The sequence below is a fragment of the Sphingobium cupriresistens genome (genome assembly GCF_004152865.1).
Taxonomy (GTDB): domain Bacteria; phylum Pseudomonadota; class Alphaproteobacteria; order Sphingomonadales; family Sphingomonadaceae; genus Sphingobium; species Sphingobium cupriresistens.
Genome location: NZ_SEOO01000025.1, coordinates 46589 through 62914 on the forward strand (window position 1 = coordinate 46589; position 16326 = coordinate 62914).

The window sequence follows — 16326 nt, forward strand, 5'->3', positions numbered from 1 at the left end:
CCATGCGGCGAATAAGGCCGGTAATTACCGCATATCCAGCAGGACCGGGAGGTATCCCGGGAGTCGCTGTCGGATTTCAATCCGCAAGCAGCATTTGGACGGCATCAGGCATCGTATCGGCTTCACGGCTCCCCTTTTGCGTCCGTCTCCGCAGCAATTTTCAACTTCGCAATGTGTTCCGAACAGACCTCATGCACGAGGGTGCCAAGTATCTCTATTCGTGTTTTGAGCCACTCGAGTTGTTCGGATGAAATCTCAAAATGTTTCGAATGCTGGCCTTTGCGATAAGCGTCCTTCAGCTTCTGATACATGGCGCGGTCGGCATGCGTTGCGCGGGGCCAGGCATCAAATAGCCGCCTATCGAGGCCTTCTGCCATGCCCCTGAGAAATACGATGTTCGTGCTGCGCGGTGCGTAGAAGGTGAATGTCGTCAAAACGCATCTGTAGAGTTTTTCAGTCGCCTGGTGAAAATCAAAAGCTGAGTCTTGATACCAGCCTCTTTCATAACCGATTTCAGCGAAAGCAAAACGTCGCATCGCGCCGGGAAACAAATCTTCGAAATATTCCTTCGCCATAAGATACGCCTGTTCGGGCGTTTTGGGCTTAGGATTTGCGAGCGGCCGATCGTCGGACTGGTACAGGACCACACCATCCTTGGCGATCTCGGTGAACAAAAGCCGTCCATGGGAAAGGCCGTCATTCACCTGCTGCAGCGTATGCACGATGAAGTTGACCGGCGTGCGGATGATCTTCTCAACCTGATGGGCGTCGAAGAGGCGTTGTTCGGTTGCTTCCCAATAGAGCGCGCCGTCCGTCAATTCCTTCTGGTTCACGATGATCAGAATATCGTAGTCCGACATGAACTGGTTTGCGTCGAAGGGCGCATCGACCCAATCGCCTCTGGCATAAGAGCCGAACAGGATGACCTTGAGGATCCGGGCCGACTTGCGCCGGCCCGTCGCCTCCTGGGTCGCCTCACGGAACCCATGAAATAGCATCTCCACGACGCGGTCGAGCTCGCGCTGCTTGGCGCTCGGAAGATGATTGAGGTCGGTACGCATCAGTTCAATCTCTCATCCCGCTTTCCATCAACCGACACCCCACTCATCGCGCCAGTTCCACCACTACACCGACGTCAAGTGCTTCCCATGCCCGGTCGACCGTCACCGCGGTCGCATTTCGGCACAGCGCCAGAGCTAGGCAGGACCGGTCGCCAAGAGACAGGCCGATGTCGCGTGTTTCCGAGCGCAGCTTTCCGCCAACGTCAGCCTGATCACGATCAGCCGGCACAACGTCGATATCGAGTTCGGCCAGCATCATCTGCGCTTCAGCGGCATCTACGCCGTGATCGGTGAGCTTTGCCAACACCTCATGGTAGTTTACCACCGACACCAGAGCACCGGTCAATCGGATTTCCACTTGGTCTGCGCCCGGTTCGCCAAACAGCAGGCACAGTAGGGCTGAGGCATCGAGAACATAAACGGCCTTTGCATCGACATCAGTCACGTGCCGCTTCGGCCCGTCGCTCAGCGATCAACTCCTCGGAAACAAGGCCCTCCTTGGGCGCAAATTCACGCAAACGCTCCTGCACTCGTCGAAGCGCAGAGCGGGCGGGGCGGATACGCACTTCGTCGCCTTTGACCTCGAAAAGCACGGTGTCGCCATTTTGCAGGCCAAGCGAACGGCGGATATCGGCGGGGAGAGCAATGCGCCCACCCGCAATGACCTTGCCTCGCAAGATGGTCATGTCACTTATGTCCTGAATGGTACCAACATGATGATCGTACCTCATCTCCATGATCGGCATCAAGCTCGCAGATTGTCCACACGTACAAATTTCCGAACTCAGGCTCAGGCATTGCCCGATCAGCAAATCAATCGCGTCTTCCAGAGCCTCCTTCGCTGAACGCGCGAGCTTCAAATCGGTGCATCGGCCGTCCACTGGATCGTCCTCGCGCACGACAGCCCCTAATTCCGCCAGCCGGGCCGAGCGACGATGGGCAGTCGATGATGCGTGCTCGGGCGAGAAGCAAGCCGGGTATATTCTTTCGCCGTCGATCCCGGCAATATAGATCTCGAGCAGATATGCCAGATAGGGGCTCGACGACAGCTTCGTTCCCATCTTGCTGTTGAGGATGGCCACCATTTTCAGAAAGGTTCGACATGCCGCCGCCCGGGAGACCAGGGGCCAGCTATCGACTCCGCGCTTCTCCCCCGATGCTATCGACGCGGAGAACATGACGTGCCTCCGGACCCGAGTTTAAGAGGGGACCCGGGCTGGCTGCTCGTGCTGGCGATGTCGGCAAGGCAACTTGGGCCGGTCACAGATAACCTGCCTTTCGAAAGCTCGTCGTCCCATTGCGCGCCACCACCAGATGGTCATGGACAACGACGTTCAGGCATCTGGCCGCTTTCGCGATCCTTTCGGTCAATTCGCGATCTGCCCGCGATGGCCTGGAACAACCGGATGGATGATTATGGACCAGCAAAATCGCCGTTGCCTCCAGATCGAGACAGCGCTTCAGAATTTCGCGGGGCCATGCATAGACGGCCGAGACCGTTCCCATGCCCAGCACCTCGTCCGCGATCAACTCATTGTTTGCGTTCAGGAACAACACCCGCAACTGTTCAATCGGCTCGTAGGCCATGCGGCCACGCAGATAGTCGAGCACAAGCTGATCGCTGGACAATATCGGACGCTGCATCAGTTGGCCCCGGAGCATCTGGGTCATGGCCCGTCTGAAGCAGAGGAAGGTCTGTTCAATCTCGATCGCGTCATCCAGCAGTTCGATCCGTTCTGCTGAACGTGCCGATATCGCTTCGCCGAGCGAGCCGAAGCGGGTAACGAGGCGCTCCGAGAGTTCCCGCGCCCGCGCGGGACAGGTTAGGCCGATCAGCTCTTCCAGGACTCGTCGACACCCAGGCGCGTCAGTCGCCTCCGGTGTCGCCAGGTCGCGATCACCAGTGCCAGTTGAGCAAGCCACCCCCATAGCGCCAGCCCGTGCATATAGGCACGAGGAATCACTTCGGGCGCGATCACGAGCGCAACATGGATGATGACTTCCGCGCCCAGTATCGAGGCGATCCATATCGGCCAAAACCGGGTGCTGCGTACTGACAGCCATAAGAAAATACCCATTATCGATATGTCGATGACAAGAATGCCGGCTTCGACATCCTGAAAGCGGGTACCGAGGGGAGACGCCACAAGAACCGTCAGGCTCGCACCTCCCAGAAGGGTGACCGCACCGATCTTCTCGGGCTGATCACCCCTTCTAAATGCATAGGCGCTGCTCAGAAGCAGAAATGCCAGGAACAGAACTTGTCTCGTCATGATCCAAAGGAACGACAAATGCATCGGTTCGTCAATTTCCCCCGGCACATACCTCACACTGCACGAAGATGTTGTCCCTCGGGCCGGGTTCCCGCCGAGGCCACCTTGAGTAGGTCACCATAGCTGGTCTCCGGCAAGCCGATCGCATCACTTGCCTGCTTGAGGTTGGCATGTGTGGTGACGATCTTCTGTCGGGTTTCGGCCATGAGCAGCATGGCCGATGCGGAACTCTGGATCGCATCCTGGCCGATCATGGCCGAGAGGCGGGCGTCCAGCCGTGCAATGGGTAGCGCCGCGTTCAGTTCGGCAATGCGGGCGGCTGCAATATCGATGGCCTCTTCGGCAGCGAACAGCCGTTCGGCTACATGCTTGGCGATGGATTGGCGTTGAGCGCGCATGGTTTCTCCTTCCTGCTCCGCTCGGAGCAGGTCATGTCGATGGATTTTCCTGGAGTGCTGCTCTATTTTTCTACGAGGCCGTTGAGCGCCAACAGCAAGGAAAAGCCGGCGCCTACGGCAAGAAGCAGCAAGGTTGTGAGGATCGCGAAAACGATCAGTATGAAAGGGCCACTCAGCTCATTACGGTGCCTCCCGGCTACGCGAAACGGCACAATGTCGAGCAGGGAAAAGCTTTGTTCGCGAACGCCATAGGGCTTTTGTTCATTCGCGAAAATTATCTCGCCTTCGCCTTGCACTGCATCGTCGTCCGCCTGGGTTTCGGTGACGCCAGTTGGCACGGGAGTCGGGTCATCGAAAATAACCATTGATTGGGGGGGTATCTTTTGCCCCCCCTTGCGCGTTTCCCATTCCACGAAAAGTTGCGCCGATTTCCACTTCGACACATTGCCGAGCTGCCTGCGGATTTCCAGAATGTGATTGTTGACCGTGTTGGGCGAGATGCCCAAAGCACGCCCGATCTCTTTTGAGGAGCTGCCTTTAGCGGCCTCTCGCAGACAATCGCCCTTTCGAGGGCTGAGCCGCTCGAATATCTCTGAATAGTCGTTCTCGTTCAAGGGTGGTTCCCTTTCGCCGATTTACGGCGATCGCAAGCTGCGTCCTCTCCCACCTTCTTCTTCAATCAATCTGTTGGCAGCCTCCGAGCGCCTCCATTCTGTTTCAAGTGAAAATCTTTATAAAACATAGCTGCGCTGCATTCGGTTTGACAGATTATTTCGCAATTGGCTGGCACACGGCTCGTGCGGTGTAAGCGTCGGCCGATCGAAGGATGGTGCGCACGCCGAACGATATGCAAGGTGGGTCGCTAGCGTTGTGCCCCGGGTTTGTCTGAAGAGGCAACGGGGTCGGAGGAGCACGATACTCGCACGAGCATGGCTCGGAAAAGGGAAGCGGGGGGTGAGCAGGGGAGCTTCCGGTAGGAACGAACCATCATGCACAATTCTGAAATAGTTTCGCTGCTTCACGACCTTAGAGCCCAACTTCTCGGCCGGACCTGGTTGCGGTCCCGCCACAAGGCCGCTCCATTGCTTCGCCGTCTCAACGCTGTTACAGATCAACTGAGCGGGGTCAGGCATCCGGCAATCGCAGTTGCGCGGGCGAGGTTGGAGGGCGCTCCTGTCCTGCGCATCGACATTGACGAGGCCCATGTCGAGGAGACTCCGCAGGGCGTGTGGGTCAGGGGATGGATCTGGGTAGAGCAGCAAGCCTTGCGATCCTGCGACGCGATGCAAGAGGCTAAATTCCGCAGTGCCCTTGCGGACCTTCCGCAACAAAGCCGCGTCATATACCTCGCTCATTGCATCGAGGGCCTCACCTATCCGGCGATAGCCGCCAAACTGGATCTCGACGTGGTTGACGTCCAGCACGAGTTGGCGGCGGCGCTTCTGGCACTGTCGATAGCTCTTGATGAGACATGAATAGTGCAACGTTTGAGCGTGCGACGATGAAAGCTGTCCAACTGGAGTTACAGGGGGCGAACCTGTGCCAGCGGCTGGGAGGGAAATGGCAGAAAGATCGGGGCCTGTGCCTGTGCCCCGCTCATGACGATCATAGTCCCAGCCTTTCGATCCGTGTCGGCAGACGCGCCTTGCTGTTCAAATGCTTCGCGGGCTGCGACACACGAGAGGTCTTGTGCGCGATCCGGCGTCTGCGACTCCCGCTTCCTGATGGGCCCATATCGGTCCCATCGGACCAAATCCATTTCCCTCAAACGGGGGCAGGGCCGGCGCTGCGGACATGGGACGCATCCACCTCACTCGCCGCGACACCCGCTGAAATCTACCTCGCCAATCGCCTGCTCACGCCGCCCTGGCATGATCTGCGCTACAATGCGCGCACGCCGCTGGGAAGGGGCCGCGCTGTGGTGTTCCGTCCGGCGATGATCGCCGCCGTGCGCGAACGGCACCGGATCGTCGCTATCCACCGCACCTTCCTGGATCCCGCGACGGCTACCCGCGCGGGCGATCTTGCCGAACCACGCATGATGCTCGGGCGTCCCGGCCGCGGCGCGGTCCAGCTTATGCCCGCCGGACCGGTCCTGGGCCTTGCCGAAGGTATAGAAACGGCGCTGGCCGCGATGCGACTTCACCGGATCCCGGTCTGGGCGATCCTCGGAACTGAACGCGCCGGCCATATCCTGCTGCCCGATCGCCTGAAACGGCTCGTCCTGCTCTTCGACAGGGACGCGGCCGGCTGGAAAGCCGACCAACGTGCCCGTCTTGCTTATCGGCGACCTGGTCTGGAAATCATCAGCCCATGGCCGCCGCTGCCGAACAATGATTGGGCAGATGTGCTGCAATCCTTGCCGCGCGCTGCCTGACGGCGATGGGCGAGGGGATGCCGCCCCCGCCCATGCCGGACCAAGGCATCGGTGCCGATCAGCCGTTCAGGCGATCCTTGACCGCCTTGGCGGGCGTGAACGTCAGCTTCTTCGAAGCCTTAATCGAAATGGTCTCGCCCGTCGCGGGATTGCGGCCATCGCGGGCTGGTATGTCCTTGATCTTGAACTTGCCGAAGCCGTTCAGCGAAATCTCTTCCCCTTTGGCGGCAGCGTCGGCGATCATCCCAAATACCGCGTCGACAAGCTTGCGCGCATCGGCCTTGGTCAATCCGTGAGCCGTCCCAAGTGCTTCGGCCAGTTCGGAATTGTTCATAACCATTCTCCTGAAAATTGCGAAGCTGTCGTTAATAGCGACGTGTCAACCTGCCGTCACGGGCCAAACGGCAGACACAAGAAGGAGAGGGGGAGAGAGGGCGACGCGCGGTTCGATGTCCGGGCCGTTGCTCCTGTCGGAGTCCGTTGCATGACCAAGCCATCCATTCTCGTGCCCGCAACCCATCTTACTAAGTCCCCCGTCAATGTCCGCAAGCGGAGCGACCCGCGCGCCGATGCCGAACTCGAAGCCAGCATTGCCGGCCACGGCCTCATCCAGAACCTCGTAGGCGTGCCCGTATCCCGTAGAAAGGGCCATTATCGCATCACCGCCGGCGGCCGCCGGCTCGACGCTATCCATCGCTTGATCGAGAAGGGCGCACTACCCGCCAACCATGAAGTGCCCGTCCTGGTGCTCACCAATATGAAGGATGGCCGTGAGATCAGCCTGGCTGAAAACTACGACCGGCTTCAAATGTCGGCTGCCGAGGATTGCCAGGCATTTCGCGATCTCATCGAGGTCGAGGGTCGCAGCACAGCCGACATTGCCAAGCGTTTCGGTATCGAGGAACGGTTCGTCATCGGGCGCCTGCGCCTGGCCAATCTCGCACCGCCCATCTTCGAGGCGCTCGAGGCCGATGACATCACCCTCGACGTTGCCAAGGCCTATGCGACGACTGCCGACACCGCCCGGCAAACGGCGGTATGGGAATCGCTTCGTGGCACCTATTCCCGCGATAATGTCAACGAGATCCGCCGCGCGCTCAACGGCTACAGCTATCGCGCCAACGACCCCAAGGCCTTGCTGGTCGGGAGAGACGCCTATCTGGCCGCAGGCGGGCGTGTCGAGGACGCGGACTTGTTCTCCACCGCCGCCGACGAGCGCTGGATCGACACCCATATCCTCGATGAACTGGCGGAGGCGAAGCTCGCCGCGCAGGCCCAAGCCATCCGTGACCGCGAGGGCCTGGGCGAAGTCCGCGTCGTCACCGGCACACAAGTCCCCTATATGGAGACCTATGCGCTGCGACCGCTGACCGGCACCGCCGAACCGCTCAGCGAGGAGCAGCAGGCGCGCAAGCACGAGATCGAGGCGGAGATTGCCGAGATCGAGCTTCTTGCCGAAAATGAGGATTATGAGCCCGAGCATGACGACGACCAGCGTTATGCCGCGCTCCAGACGGAACTGGCAGGCATCGTCGAACGCGCGCCGCTCATCGATCCCGAACAGAAAGCAACGGCACTTGCCTATGTGGTACTGGCACCCGACGGGACGCCACACGTCCATCACCAACTCTATATCGCGCCGGTTACCGATCAGGGCAGCGACGAAGTCGATGGGAACGGTGACGACGACGCGGGCGATGAAACGAAGGACGCCAGCGTTGCCGACGATGCGCGCCCCGCTATGAGCCAGCGACTTCGTGAAATGCTGGCGATGATGAAGACCGAACTGCTCGCAATCCATGTGGCGAGCGATCCCGCATTCGCTCTGGATCTCGGCACCTTCATCATGGTCGATCGCGAAACGCTCCTCGCATCCTCCGAAGTCCCAAGCGATCTGCGGGCGAGTGCGCCCTCGCGTCTCCTCCCCGATTTCAAACCGGCCACAGCGGCCGCGGGTGAATGGACTAAGCTCGATGAGGCGCTCGATCGTAGCTGGGTCCACCACGAGACCGTATCGGATCGCTACGACGCCTTCTGCGCACTGCCTGATGAAGCCCGCACCGCCTGGCTGGGCTGGGCGATCGCTCGCACGCTTCACGCGGTGCCTGACGGGCGAGACGAAGCGCGCTTTCTCGATCATCTGGGGACCAGGCTCGACATCGATGTCGCAGCCTGGTGGCGTCCGACGGCACTCACCTTCTTTGACAAGCTGACCAAGCCCGCGATCCTCAGCCTGTTCGAGGAGATCGGCGGACAGGACTTGCGGCTACGCTATTCCGGATCAAAAAAGCACGATCTTGCCGCCTCGGCCGAACGGCTGTTTGGCGGCGACGTCATCGTCGAGCCTGAAATCCAGGAACGCGCGATGGCCTGGCTTCCCGATCCGATGCGCTTCGCTCCCCAGCTCCGCTCCAACCCGGCTCCTTCCGATGATAGCGGGCGTGACCTGCCCAATACGGGGGATAGAGCAATCGCCGGCATCGGCGACGAGAGCCTCGCACAAGCCGCCTGATGCCGGCCGGGGACCGGCACTATAATCCGGTCCCCGGTTTTGCGGTCTTTCACCTCGGACAGCAACGCCAGACAAAGTGCCAAATCAATGTCACCGCTGCCGTCTCATGTCAGTCTGCGCCCATTCAGTTCAGGCCGCAGCATTTCTTGTACTTGCGCCCTGATCCGCAGGGACATGGATCGTTCCGCCCGATCTTCTGCCGCTTGATGGCGGTTGGACGGTGCGGATCATTCTCCACCCGCCACTGGTGCAGCATCTCGACCCAGATCGGTATGAGGCTGGGTGCTTCCCGGTCCCATCGATCCTCGGCTGCCCGCGAAAGCGTCCTCGTCCCGTCCGCGAAAGAGCGCAATTCACGAATGCCCGCAATGGCAGCGCGGCAACCTGGATCATCATCATCGAGGATGCGCTGCCACCCAGCCGGCGCGAGGTCCATCGCCTGCCCGAAGCCCTCGACCCACATCTCCCACAATATCTCGTCCGTCCGCGTGTCGACCTCGAGCACAGGCTCGAAGCTGCCAGCCTGGCCGAGACTACCAAGGATCACATGATAGTGGTGCATAACGAGGTCGGTAAAATGCTGCAGGCCGCCTATGTCGCTGAAAACCGGCATGCCCGTACCATCCTCGCCGGCCCAGACCATGCGAAGCCATTGGCTGGGCACGATCAGATCGGGGCTGACAAGGATCCCGGTGAGGAAGCCGTCCAGTTGCGAGAGCAACATGCAATCCTCGCCCTGTTCCAGCAGCGCCCGGTCGAGTTCGTCGAGATAGTCGAGAGAGATGGCCATGCCCTTTCATAGCCTCCGACCGGTCCGCCGTCATTGGTTCGGATGTTTCGCGCGCACGGATCGCAGGATCGAAATGAAGGGAAGCGGGAGGAGGGAAGCAGGATTGTCCCGTTTCTCAATGAGGTATCCATGAACCTGCCCCAACTTGCCTTGTCGCCGACACAGGATTCGCCCACACGTCTCTTCGAGGCCGCCCGTTCCCTCTTTCACCGCCTGCGCAGCGGCGGCGTGGTCAATCGCCAGTCCCTCAAACGCGTGATGACGCAAATTTTCGGCGATGATGATGCCGCCGGCACCTGGTCAATGCGCGACGCCTATGATGCGCTGGAAGCCGCCCAGGTCCTGCTCCTCGCCGATCCGCAAAGCTCGCTTCTTGCAGGCACGCCCACCGACATCTTCCAGCGATTGCGCCAGTTCGAACGGGGCTTGCCGACCCAGACCTATCGTTCGGAAAAGCAGGTCGACCTTCAGCAATTCAGCACGCCGATCACGCTGGCATGGCTCGCCGCCATGGCGGCGCGATGCCGGTCGGATGATATTCTGCTCGAACCCTCGGCGGGCACCGGCATGCTTGCTGTCCACGGCGCGCGTGCAGGTGCCCGCCTGCTGCTCAACGAACGTGATCGGATGCGCGCCGACCTGCTGTTCCAGTGCCTCGGCCAACACGTGGCCCGCCATGATGGCGAACATATTCAAAATCTGCTGGCAAGCGACCAGCTGCCGACACTGGTGCTGATCAACCCGCCCTTCAGCCGCAGCGCCGCACGCGGGAACGACCGTCATGCCGGTGCGCGCCATCTGCGCGCTGCCCTCGCATGCCTCACGCCGGCCGGGCGGTGCGTCGCGATCATGCCGACCAGCTTCTCGCCCGACGGATCGGCTGCATTGGGCTACAATAACGTCGCCGAGCTCGTCCCGCCCCGCATTGAGATCAGCATATTGGGCAGCCCCTACGCCAAGCATGGTACAGCGGTCGACGTCCGCCTGCTGGTCTTTGACAAGGGATGGACCGGCCCGGTGGAACGCCATATCGCCAGCGATATCGAGATGGCACTTGAGCTTGTCCTTGCCGTTCCGGGCCGGCTCGATCCGATGGAACCGCCGCCCCTTGTACCGCCACCGGCCGTTGCCCTGTCCCCATTGCGGCCGACCGCCGACATGATGCCCGCAAATCTCTTCGCACGCATGAACCGCCAACGGCTCGCGCCGCCGTCGCGGATCGCGGCCGGTGGCGACGGTGCGCAACCTGTCTCCTACACAACCCGGGCAGAGCCGCTTGCCCCCGGCGAGGCCATAGGTATCTATTCCGCCTGGCGCCCCGCGCGGATAGCCATCGAAGGCGTTGCCCGCCATCCCGACGACCTTGTCGAATCCATCGCCATGGCATCGGTCGTCTTGCCTATGCCGGCCTACAAGCCGCTACTCCACGACCGTGCAGTCAGGGCGCTCTCCGAGGCACAGATGGAAACCATCATTCATGCAGGCGAAGCGCATGAGCGCGATCTCACCGGCCGCTTCCTGGCCAATCTCGCCGGAGACCGGCTGATCGAGGACAGGGACGGCCAGGTCTATCGTACCGGCTTCTTCATCGCCGACGGCACCGGCGTCGGAAAGGGCCGCGAGGCCGCAGGCGTCATTCTCGACCAGTGGAACCGCGGCAATCGCCGCGCCATCTGGATTTCCATGGCCGATCTCATCGAGGACGCGCGCCGCGACTGGACGGCGCTCGGCGGACTTGCCATCGATATCCAGCCGATCGCAAACTTCCCGCTCGGAACATCGATCACGATGGAAAGCGGCATCGTGTTCCTGACCTATGCCGCCTTGCGCTCCGCGCGCCATGATACGGCATCACGGCTGCACCAGCTGCTGGACTGGACCGGCGAGGACTTTTCCGGCGTGATCGTGTTCGACGAATCTCACGCCATGGCGCACGCCGGCGGAACCGAAACGGCCTTCGGCAAGGCGCAAGGCTCAGAACAGGGACTGGCCGGCGTCCGACTGCAAAATGCCCTGCCTCGTGCCCGCATACTTTACATGTCCGCGACGGGCGCGGCCAGGCCGGAAAATCTCTCCTATGCCGTTCGCCTGGGGCTGTGGGGTCCCGGTACCGCCTTTGCCACGCGCGACATGTTCATGAAGGCGATGGAGGAGGGCGGCATAGCGGCACTGGAGGTCGTTTGCCGGGATCTCAAGGCCATGGGGCTCTACACCGCCCGCGCCCTGAGCTATGCTGGCGTCGAATATGAGCCACTCGAACATGCACTGACCCCTGATCAGATCGCCATTTATGATGCCTATGCGCAAAGTTGGTCGATCATTCATCGTGGTTTACGCGACGTGCTCGCCGAGATCGGCATCGTCGACAGGATGTCGGGCAAGACGCAAAATGCTCGCGCCCGCGGTTCCGCGCTCAGCGCCTTCGAATCTGCCAAATTGAGATTTTTCTCCAGCCTTCTCGTGAGCCTCAAAATTCCCTCGCTCATCGGGGCGATCGAACAGGAACTGGCGGCAGGCAACGCCGTCCTGGTGCAACTTGCCACCACCGGAGAGGCGATCATGGACCGGCGATTATCCGAACTCTCGGCGCAGGAGCGGGCGACGATGGATGTTCAGGTCTCGCCCCGGGAGACATTGATCGACTATTTGAAGAACGCATTTCCGGTGCGGCAGATGCGGGTCTTTCGGAGCGACGATGGGACGATGCGTGCCGAACCGATGATCGACGCCAGCGGCAATCCGGTCCTGTGCCGGCAGGCGATCGCCGCACGCGACGCGTTGATCGAGGATCTGTGCGCGCTGCCGCCAATCCCTACCGCGCTTGACGCGCTTCTCGCGCATTTCGGAACCGATCGCGTCGCGGAGATCACCGGGCGCTCGCGGCGGATTGTGACCGATGTCACCGGGCGACAGAAAGTCGAGCGGCGCAGTGCCCGCGCCAATGTCTTCGAGGTTCAGGCGTTTCAGGACGGCAGGAAACCCATCGCCGCCTTCTCTCTTGCCGGCAGCACGGGCAGGTCCATGCATTCCGATCGCAGCTGTCCCAGCGCACACATGCGCCGCGCGCATTTCCTCCTCGAACTGGGATTTCGCATTCTCTCGGCGGTGCAGGGCTTTGGCCGCAGTCACCGTACCAATCAGCAAACGCCGCCGGTATACCGCCCACTCACCACCGACTGCCGCGGCGAGCGCCGTTTCCTCAGCACCATCATCCGGGGCCTGGAAGCGCTGGGCGCGTTGACCAGAGGGCAACGCCAGACCGGATCCCAAAATCTCTTCGATCCTTCGGACAATCTGGAGTCGAACTACGCACGTGACGCGCTCGTTCAATGGTTCCATCTGCTCTACCAAGGCAAGCTGCGCAGCGTATCGCTCGCCGACTTTCAGGACATGACGGGTCTGGAACTGTGCGACGAGGGCGGGGAACTGCGCGAACGCCTGCCACCCATCCACCGCTGGCTCAACCGTATCCTGGCGCTGAAGATCGCGACCCAGAACAGCATATTCGAGGAATTCCTGGGACTCGTCGAGGACCGCGTCGAAGCGGCGCGCGCTGCCGGAACACTTGACCTGGGAATCGAGACGATCCGGGCGGAGCGAATGGACCTGCTTTGCGACCGGCTTCTGCGGACCGATCCCGTGTCGGGCGCCGAGACAAGGCTGCTCCGCCTCGAACTGCACCGGCGGCCGCCCGTCACCAGCTGGGCGATGCTGCAACACGAGTGCAAGGACAGGGATGATGTCCTGTGCCTTCATAATACCCGTTCCGGACGGGTGGCGCTGCGCGTGCCGACATGGCCGGGACAGGATGAAGACGGCAACTGGATCGAGCGCTGTTATCTTGTCCGGCCCACCGGCCAGTCCCGAATGGATGTCGCGGCGCTGGCCGATAGCCACTGGAGCGAGATCGAGCGCAAGTCGTTCGAGCGTCTGTGGGAGAAGGAAGCTGCCGATGCCGGCAGCAGGCTGGTGGTCGAGACCATCACCCTGGCCACCGGCCTGTTGTTGCCCGTGTGGAACAAATTGCCCGAAGACGATGTGCGCGTTTGGCGGATCGATGATGGCGCGGGCTGTTCGATCCTGGGGCGCATCATCCACCCCGCAGCCGTCGAACGGCTCGAACAGGCGTTCGGGCTCGATGGCAGCATAGCCCTTGGTCCCGATGAAATCATCATGGGCGCGCGCGCCGGTAGAGGCGCCCTGATCCCCGGACTTGAGCCCGCCAGGCTCGTGCGCGTGCACGTCAACGACAGCTCTCGCCTCGAAATTCGAGACTATCAGCCCGAGGACCGGACCTGGCTGAAAGCATGCGGCGCCTTCAGCGAGGTCGTGGCGTTCAAGACAAGGCTCTTCCTGCCACCGGATCGGGCGCAGGATATTCTGGCCGGGATCATCGCCGAGCGGCGCTGACGCCCGCAACTCTTTTGTCAGGTCAGGCGCCCGCTCATAACCTGCATGGTTATCCGGCGAGCGAAGTGCGGCTTGTTTCTTCCGCACTTCGCCGATGAACTTTACTCTGCCGGGGCTGGAACCACTGAGGCATTCTCGTCCTGCTTGGCAGCGCCGGCACGCCGACGGGTCGCCTTCGGCTTCGCGGATGATGCCGCCTTCTTCCTCGCCACCGGCTTTGCAGGTTCAGCCGTCATCGCTGCGATCGGTTCTTCCTTTGCGGATGCTGGAGCCTTCGCGTCCGGCGAGGGTTTTTTCACAACCGATTTCTTCCTGCCCGGTTTAACGGCCGCGACGCTCGTCTCCGGCTCAGCGGGCGGGGCCACCGGCTCGGGGTTCGGTGCAAGTGCAACGGCCTCGGCCTGATCGCCCGACACCACAGGAGCTGCCTTGACGCGACCCCGCCTGGGCTTTTTTCCGGTCACCGGCGTGGGGGCTGGAATCGCTTCCGGTACAGGCACCGCTTCGACAACAGCCGGCGCCTCGATCGCGGGCACCTCTGCCGTAGACTTTGCACCCGCCCGGCGTCCAAGTCCCAGTTGCTGGGCGACAGCGCGCCGCTGTTCCGAATAGGCCGGCGCGATCATCGGATAATCCTTGGGAAGGTTATAGCGCTCTCGATATTCCGCCGGCGTCAGCCCATTCGTCGCCAGATGGCGTTTGAGCGTCTTGTAAGGCTTGCCGTCGAGCATGCTGATGATGTGCTCGCGCGAACCCAGGCTCTTCCGGACTGACACAGCCGGAACATGCTCGGGCGTTGCCGGTGTCTCTACTGCAGCCTTTCGCTCAAGCGCGCCGCGCGTGGCTTCGATGATCCCGGCGATATCGCCTGCCGGCACCTGGTTGTTGGAGAAATAGGCGCTCAGTAACTGCACCGTCATCGCGGTGAAATCGGGCTGCTCGGTATCGGCCACGTAAAACTCCCAGGTCAGGAAGGCGAAAGAATGCCGGTCATTGCCGGAAAAGCGATGAAGAAGAGCAAAACGGGAATGTGGGGCACATGCAAGCCGCGAATGAGAGGGTCTGCCCGCGGCCCGCGAAAGGGGAGGGGGCGAGGAAGGATCGAGGCCGATCGATGGTCTTCTATCCTGAAAGATATGCCATGGCTGACCGCGTATCCGCGCACATCATGATCGGCGGAACAATTGCCCGCCAGAATTATCCAGCACTCGTCCAGGCGATCGCAGCCGACAATCCGGCTATTGATTGGGACGCAGCGCCCTTCGACCCTACCGATATTCCGGTAGACCATCCGCTTGCCCTGATGGACCATGAGGTCGCCAACGGATGCTTCGAAGCGGTCGAGCAATGCTGCCGTCGACTTCATCTCCACTATGTTCGTTGGGCCGGCGGATATCCCGGCAGCTTCCCTTCGGTTCGTGTCGTTCATGCAGGTCAGGGCGAGCCACAAACCTATCTCACCACGGAGGATGATCAGCAGATATTCTCAATCGAGCATATCCGGGAACTGGGCAGCATCGAGGCGATCGAGGCTGAATATCGGTCCGCGCGCCTCAGTCCGCCGCCGCTGGTGCTGGTCGACGACAACCCGGATGATGAACAGCATGCCGAGACGGATCATGGCTGATCATTATATCCAGGGATCCTTCGCTTTTATCTGCACGGCGCAAGAGAGCGCGCTGATCGAGGAGGCATGGCAGCACGCGTCCGATCTGCTGGGCGATTCCGTGCCAGCAGAACCCAGCGCTGAATTCCTCGCCGCCTTCATGCCGACCGATCTCGCCAATCCCTTCAACGGCCTGCTTGCTATCTTCGACGACTCTGACTTTCCCGACTTCGGCGCCGAGATCGAAATTGCCGGCGCCGTGGATTGTGAGGTCGCCATTTACGGAACGTCCGACTTCCAGCCTGGTCCAATCGCCGAACTCATCCGCCGATGCTGTCTGGAAACCTTGAAGTCCGGACCCCTGGGTTTCGACTGGAGCTACAGCTGCTCCCGTCCCCGTCGAGACAGTTTTGGCGGCGGATGGTGCGTAATATTCGCGGACCATGTGGAGTTCGCGACCACACAGGAGGAAATGAAGCGCCGAGTGGCCAGGCCCGCCGGCATGCCGTCGGAAGATCGCCCTGATTCCTGGATCGACAACCCCGAACATCCTTCAGCCGACTGGAGGATCGAGGTGGCCAATGGCGACACCTGTCTGGGCTATCTCGATTGGGCACTTGCCCGAACTGCCGGTGCCCAAACTGCCGAAACGCGATCGGCCTGATCCGCCTCACTTCTTCTGATTACCTCAAACACCAAGGACATCACGATGACCGACGCCAACACGCCGGATGCGTCCGCGCGCCTCTATAGCGAGACCTCCTTCGACGACCGTCGGGTAGGCACGGCCCGTTGCCGGGCCGCACCCCCCTCAGAACCGGACTTGATAGTTTCCCATCATCCGGCTCAAGCCTTTCAGAAGCCCGGTATCACCCGAGCCAGCAGCACCCGGAACTAGG

General features: G+C 61.2%; 16 protein-coding genes. 6 read left to right on the forward strand and 10 right to left on the reverse strand.

What is annotated here, in order from left to right:
* Nucleotides 1–122 precede the first annotated feature (122 nt).
* From EWH12_RS15010 to EWH12_RS15040, 7 genes are all read right to left on the reverse strand, one after another.
* Nucleotides 123–1061, reverse strand: a complete 939-nt coding sequence (locus tag EWH12_RS15010; protein WP_129927064.1) for a nucleotidyltransferase domain-containing protein — start codon at nucleotides 1059–1061, stop codon at nucleotides 123–125.
* A 43-nt stretch (nucleotides 1062–1104) separates the two neighbouring features.
* Nucleotides 1105–1506 (reverse strand): type II toxin-antitoxin system VapC family toxin, encoded by a 402-nt coding sequence (locus EWH12_RS15015; protein ID WP_242496077.1) that lies wholly within the window; start codon nucleotides 1504–1506, stop codon nucleotides 1105–1107.
* On the reverse strand, nucleotides 1499–2239 hold the full coding sequence (locus EWH12_RS22490) for an AbrB/MazE/SpoVT family DNA-binding domain-containing protein (protein ID WP_207212414.1): 741 nt from the start codon (nucleotides 2237–2239) through the stop codon (nucleotides 1499–1501). Before EWH12_RS22490 ends, EWH12_RS15015 begins: the two co-directional genes overlap by 8 nt.
* A gap of 82 nt (nucleotides 2240–2321) precedes the next feature.
* Nucleotides 2322–2990 (reverse strand): JAB domain-containing protein, encoded by a 669-nt coding sequence (locus EWH12_RS15025; protein WP_129927066.1) that lies wholly within the window; start codon nucleotides 2988–2990, stop codon nucleotides 2322–2324.
* Nucleotides 2894–3358 (reverse strand): hypothetical protein, encoded by a 465-nt coding sequence (locus tag EWH12_RS15030; protein WP_242496078.1) that lies wholly within the window; start codon nucleotides 3356–3358, stop codon nucleotides 2894–2896. The genes EWH12_RS15025 and EWH12_RS15030 overlap by 97 nt, the downstream gene beginning before the upstream one ends.
* Nucleotides 3359–3387: 29 nt before the next feature.
* Nucleotides 3388–3732, reverse strand: coding sequence for a hypothetical protein (locus EWH12_RS15035; protein ID WP_129927068.1), 345 nt, complete (start codon nucleotides 3730–3732; stop codon nucleotides 3388–3390).
* A gap of 62 nt (nucleotides 3733–3794) precedes the next feature.
* Nucleotides 3795–4346, reverse strand: coding sequence for a helix-turn-helix domain-containing protein (locus tag EWH12_RS15040; RefSeq protein WP_165363640.1), 552 nt, complete (start codon nucleotides 4344–4346; stop codon nucleotides 3795–3797).
* Nucleotides 4347–4721: 375 nt separating this feature from the next.
* Between EWH12_RS15040 and EWH12_RS15045 the strand changes: the two genes are divergently transcribed.
* Nucleotides 4722–5207, forward strand: coding sequence for a sigma factor-like helix-turn-helix DNA-binding protein (locus tag EWH12_RS15045; protein ID WP_129927070.1), 486 nt, complete (start codon nucleotides 4722–4724; stop codon nucleotides 5205–5207).
* A gap of 26 nt (nucleotides 5208–5233) precedes the next feature.
* Nucleotides 5234–6109 (forward strand): DUF7146 domain-containing protein, encoded by an 876-nt coding sequence (locus EWH12_RS15050; protein ID WP_129927071.1) that lies wholly within the window; start codon nucleotides 5234–5236, stop codon nucleotides 6107–6109.
* Nucleotides 6110–6167: 58 nt separating this feature from the next.
* On the opposite strand, the gene EWH12_RS15055 is transcribed toward EWH12_RS15050, so the two are convergent.
* Nucleotides 6168–6443, reverse strand: a complete 276-nt coding sequence (locus EWH12_RS15055) for an HU family DNA-binding protein (protein ID WP_129927072.1) — start codon at nucleotides 6441–6443, stop codon at nucleotides 6168–6170.
* A gap of 150 nt (nucleotides 6444–6593) precedes the next feature.
* On the opposite strand from EWH12_RS15055, the gene EWH12_RS15060 reads away from it, so the two are divergent.
* Entirely contained in the window at nucleotides 6594–8621 is a 2028-nt protein-coding gene (locus EWH12_RS15060; RefSeq protein WP_129927073.1) for a ParB/RepB/Spo0J family partition protein, read from the forward strand.
* 124 nt (nucleotides 8622–8745) lie between these two features.
* On the opposite strand, the gene EWH12_RS15065 is transcribed toward EWH12_RS15060, so the two are convergent.
* Nucleotides 8746–9411: a YecA/YgfB family protein gene (locus EWH12_RS15065; protein WP_129927074.1), complete on the reverse strand. Its 666-nt coding sequence runs from the start codon at nucleotides 9409–9411 to the stop codon at nucleotides 8746–8748.
* Nucleotides 9412–9540: 129 nt separating this feature from the next.
* Here EWH12_RS15065 and EWH12_RS15070 point away from each other — a divergent pair, with 129 nt between their 5' ends.
* A complete protein-coding gene (locus EWH12_RS15070; RefSeq protein WP_129927085.1) occupies nucleotides 9541–13821 on the forward strand; it encodes a strawberry notch family protein in 4281 nt (1426 codons plus the stop codon).
* 101 nt (nucleotides 13822–13922) lie between these two features.
* Here the strand turns inward: EWH12_RS15070 and EWH12_RS15075 are convergent, their stop codons facing one another.
* Nucleotides 13923–14774, reverse strand: coding sequence for a Ros/MucR family transcriptional regulator (locus EWH12_RS15075; RefSeq protein WP_129927075.1), 852 nt, complete (start codon nucleotides 14772–14774; stop codon nucleotides 13923–13925).
* 188 nt (nucleotides 14775–14962) lie between these two features.
* On the opposite strand from EWH12_RS15075, the gene EWH12_RS15080 reads away from it, so the two are divergent.
* Both EWH12_RS15080 and EWH12_RS15085 read left to right on the forward strand, forming a co-directional pair.
* Entirely contained in the window at nucleotides 14963–15448 is a 486-nt protein-coding gene (locus EWH12_RS15080; RefSeq protein WP_129927076.1) for a hypothetical protein, read from the forward strand.
* Nucleotides 15441–16091 (forward strand): hypothetical protein, encoded by a 651-nt coding sequence (locus tag EWH12_RS15085; protein WP_129927077.1) that lies wholly within the window; start codon nucleotides 15441–15443, stop codon nucleotides 16089–16091. Before EWH12_RS15080 ends, EWH12_RS15085 begins: the two co-directional genes overlap by 8 nt.
* Nucleotides 16092–16326: the final 235 nt, after the last annotated feature.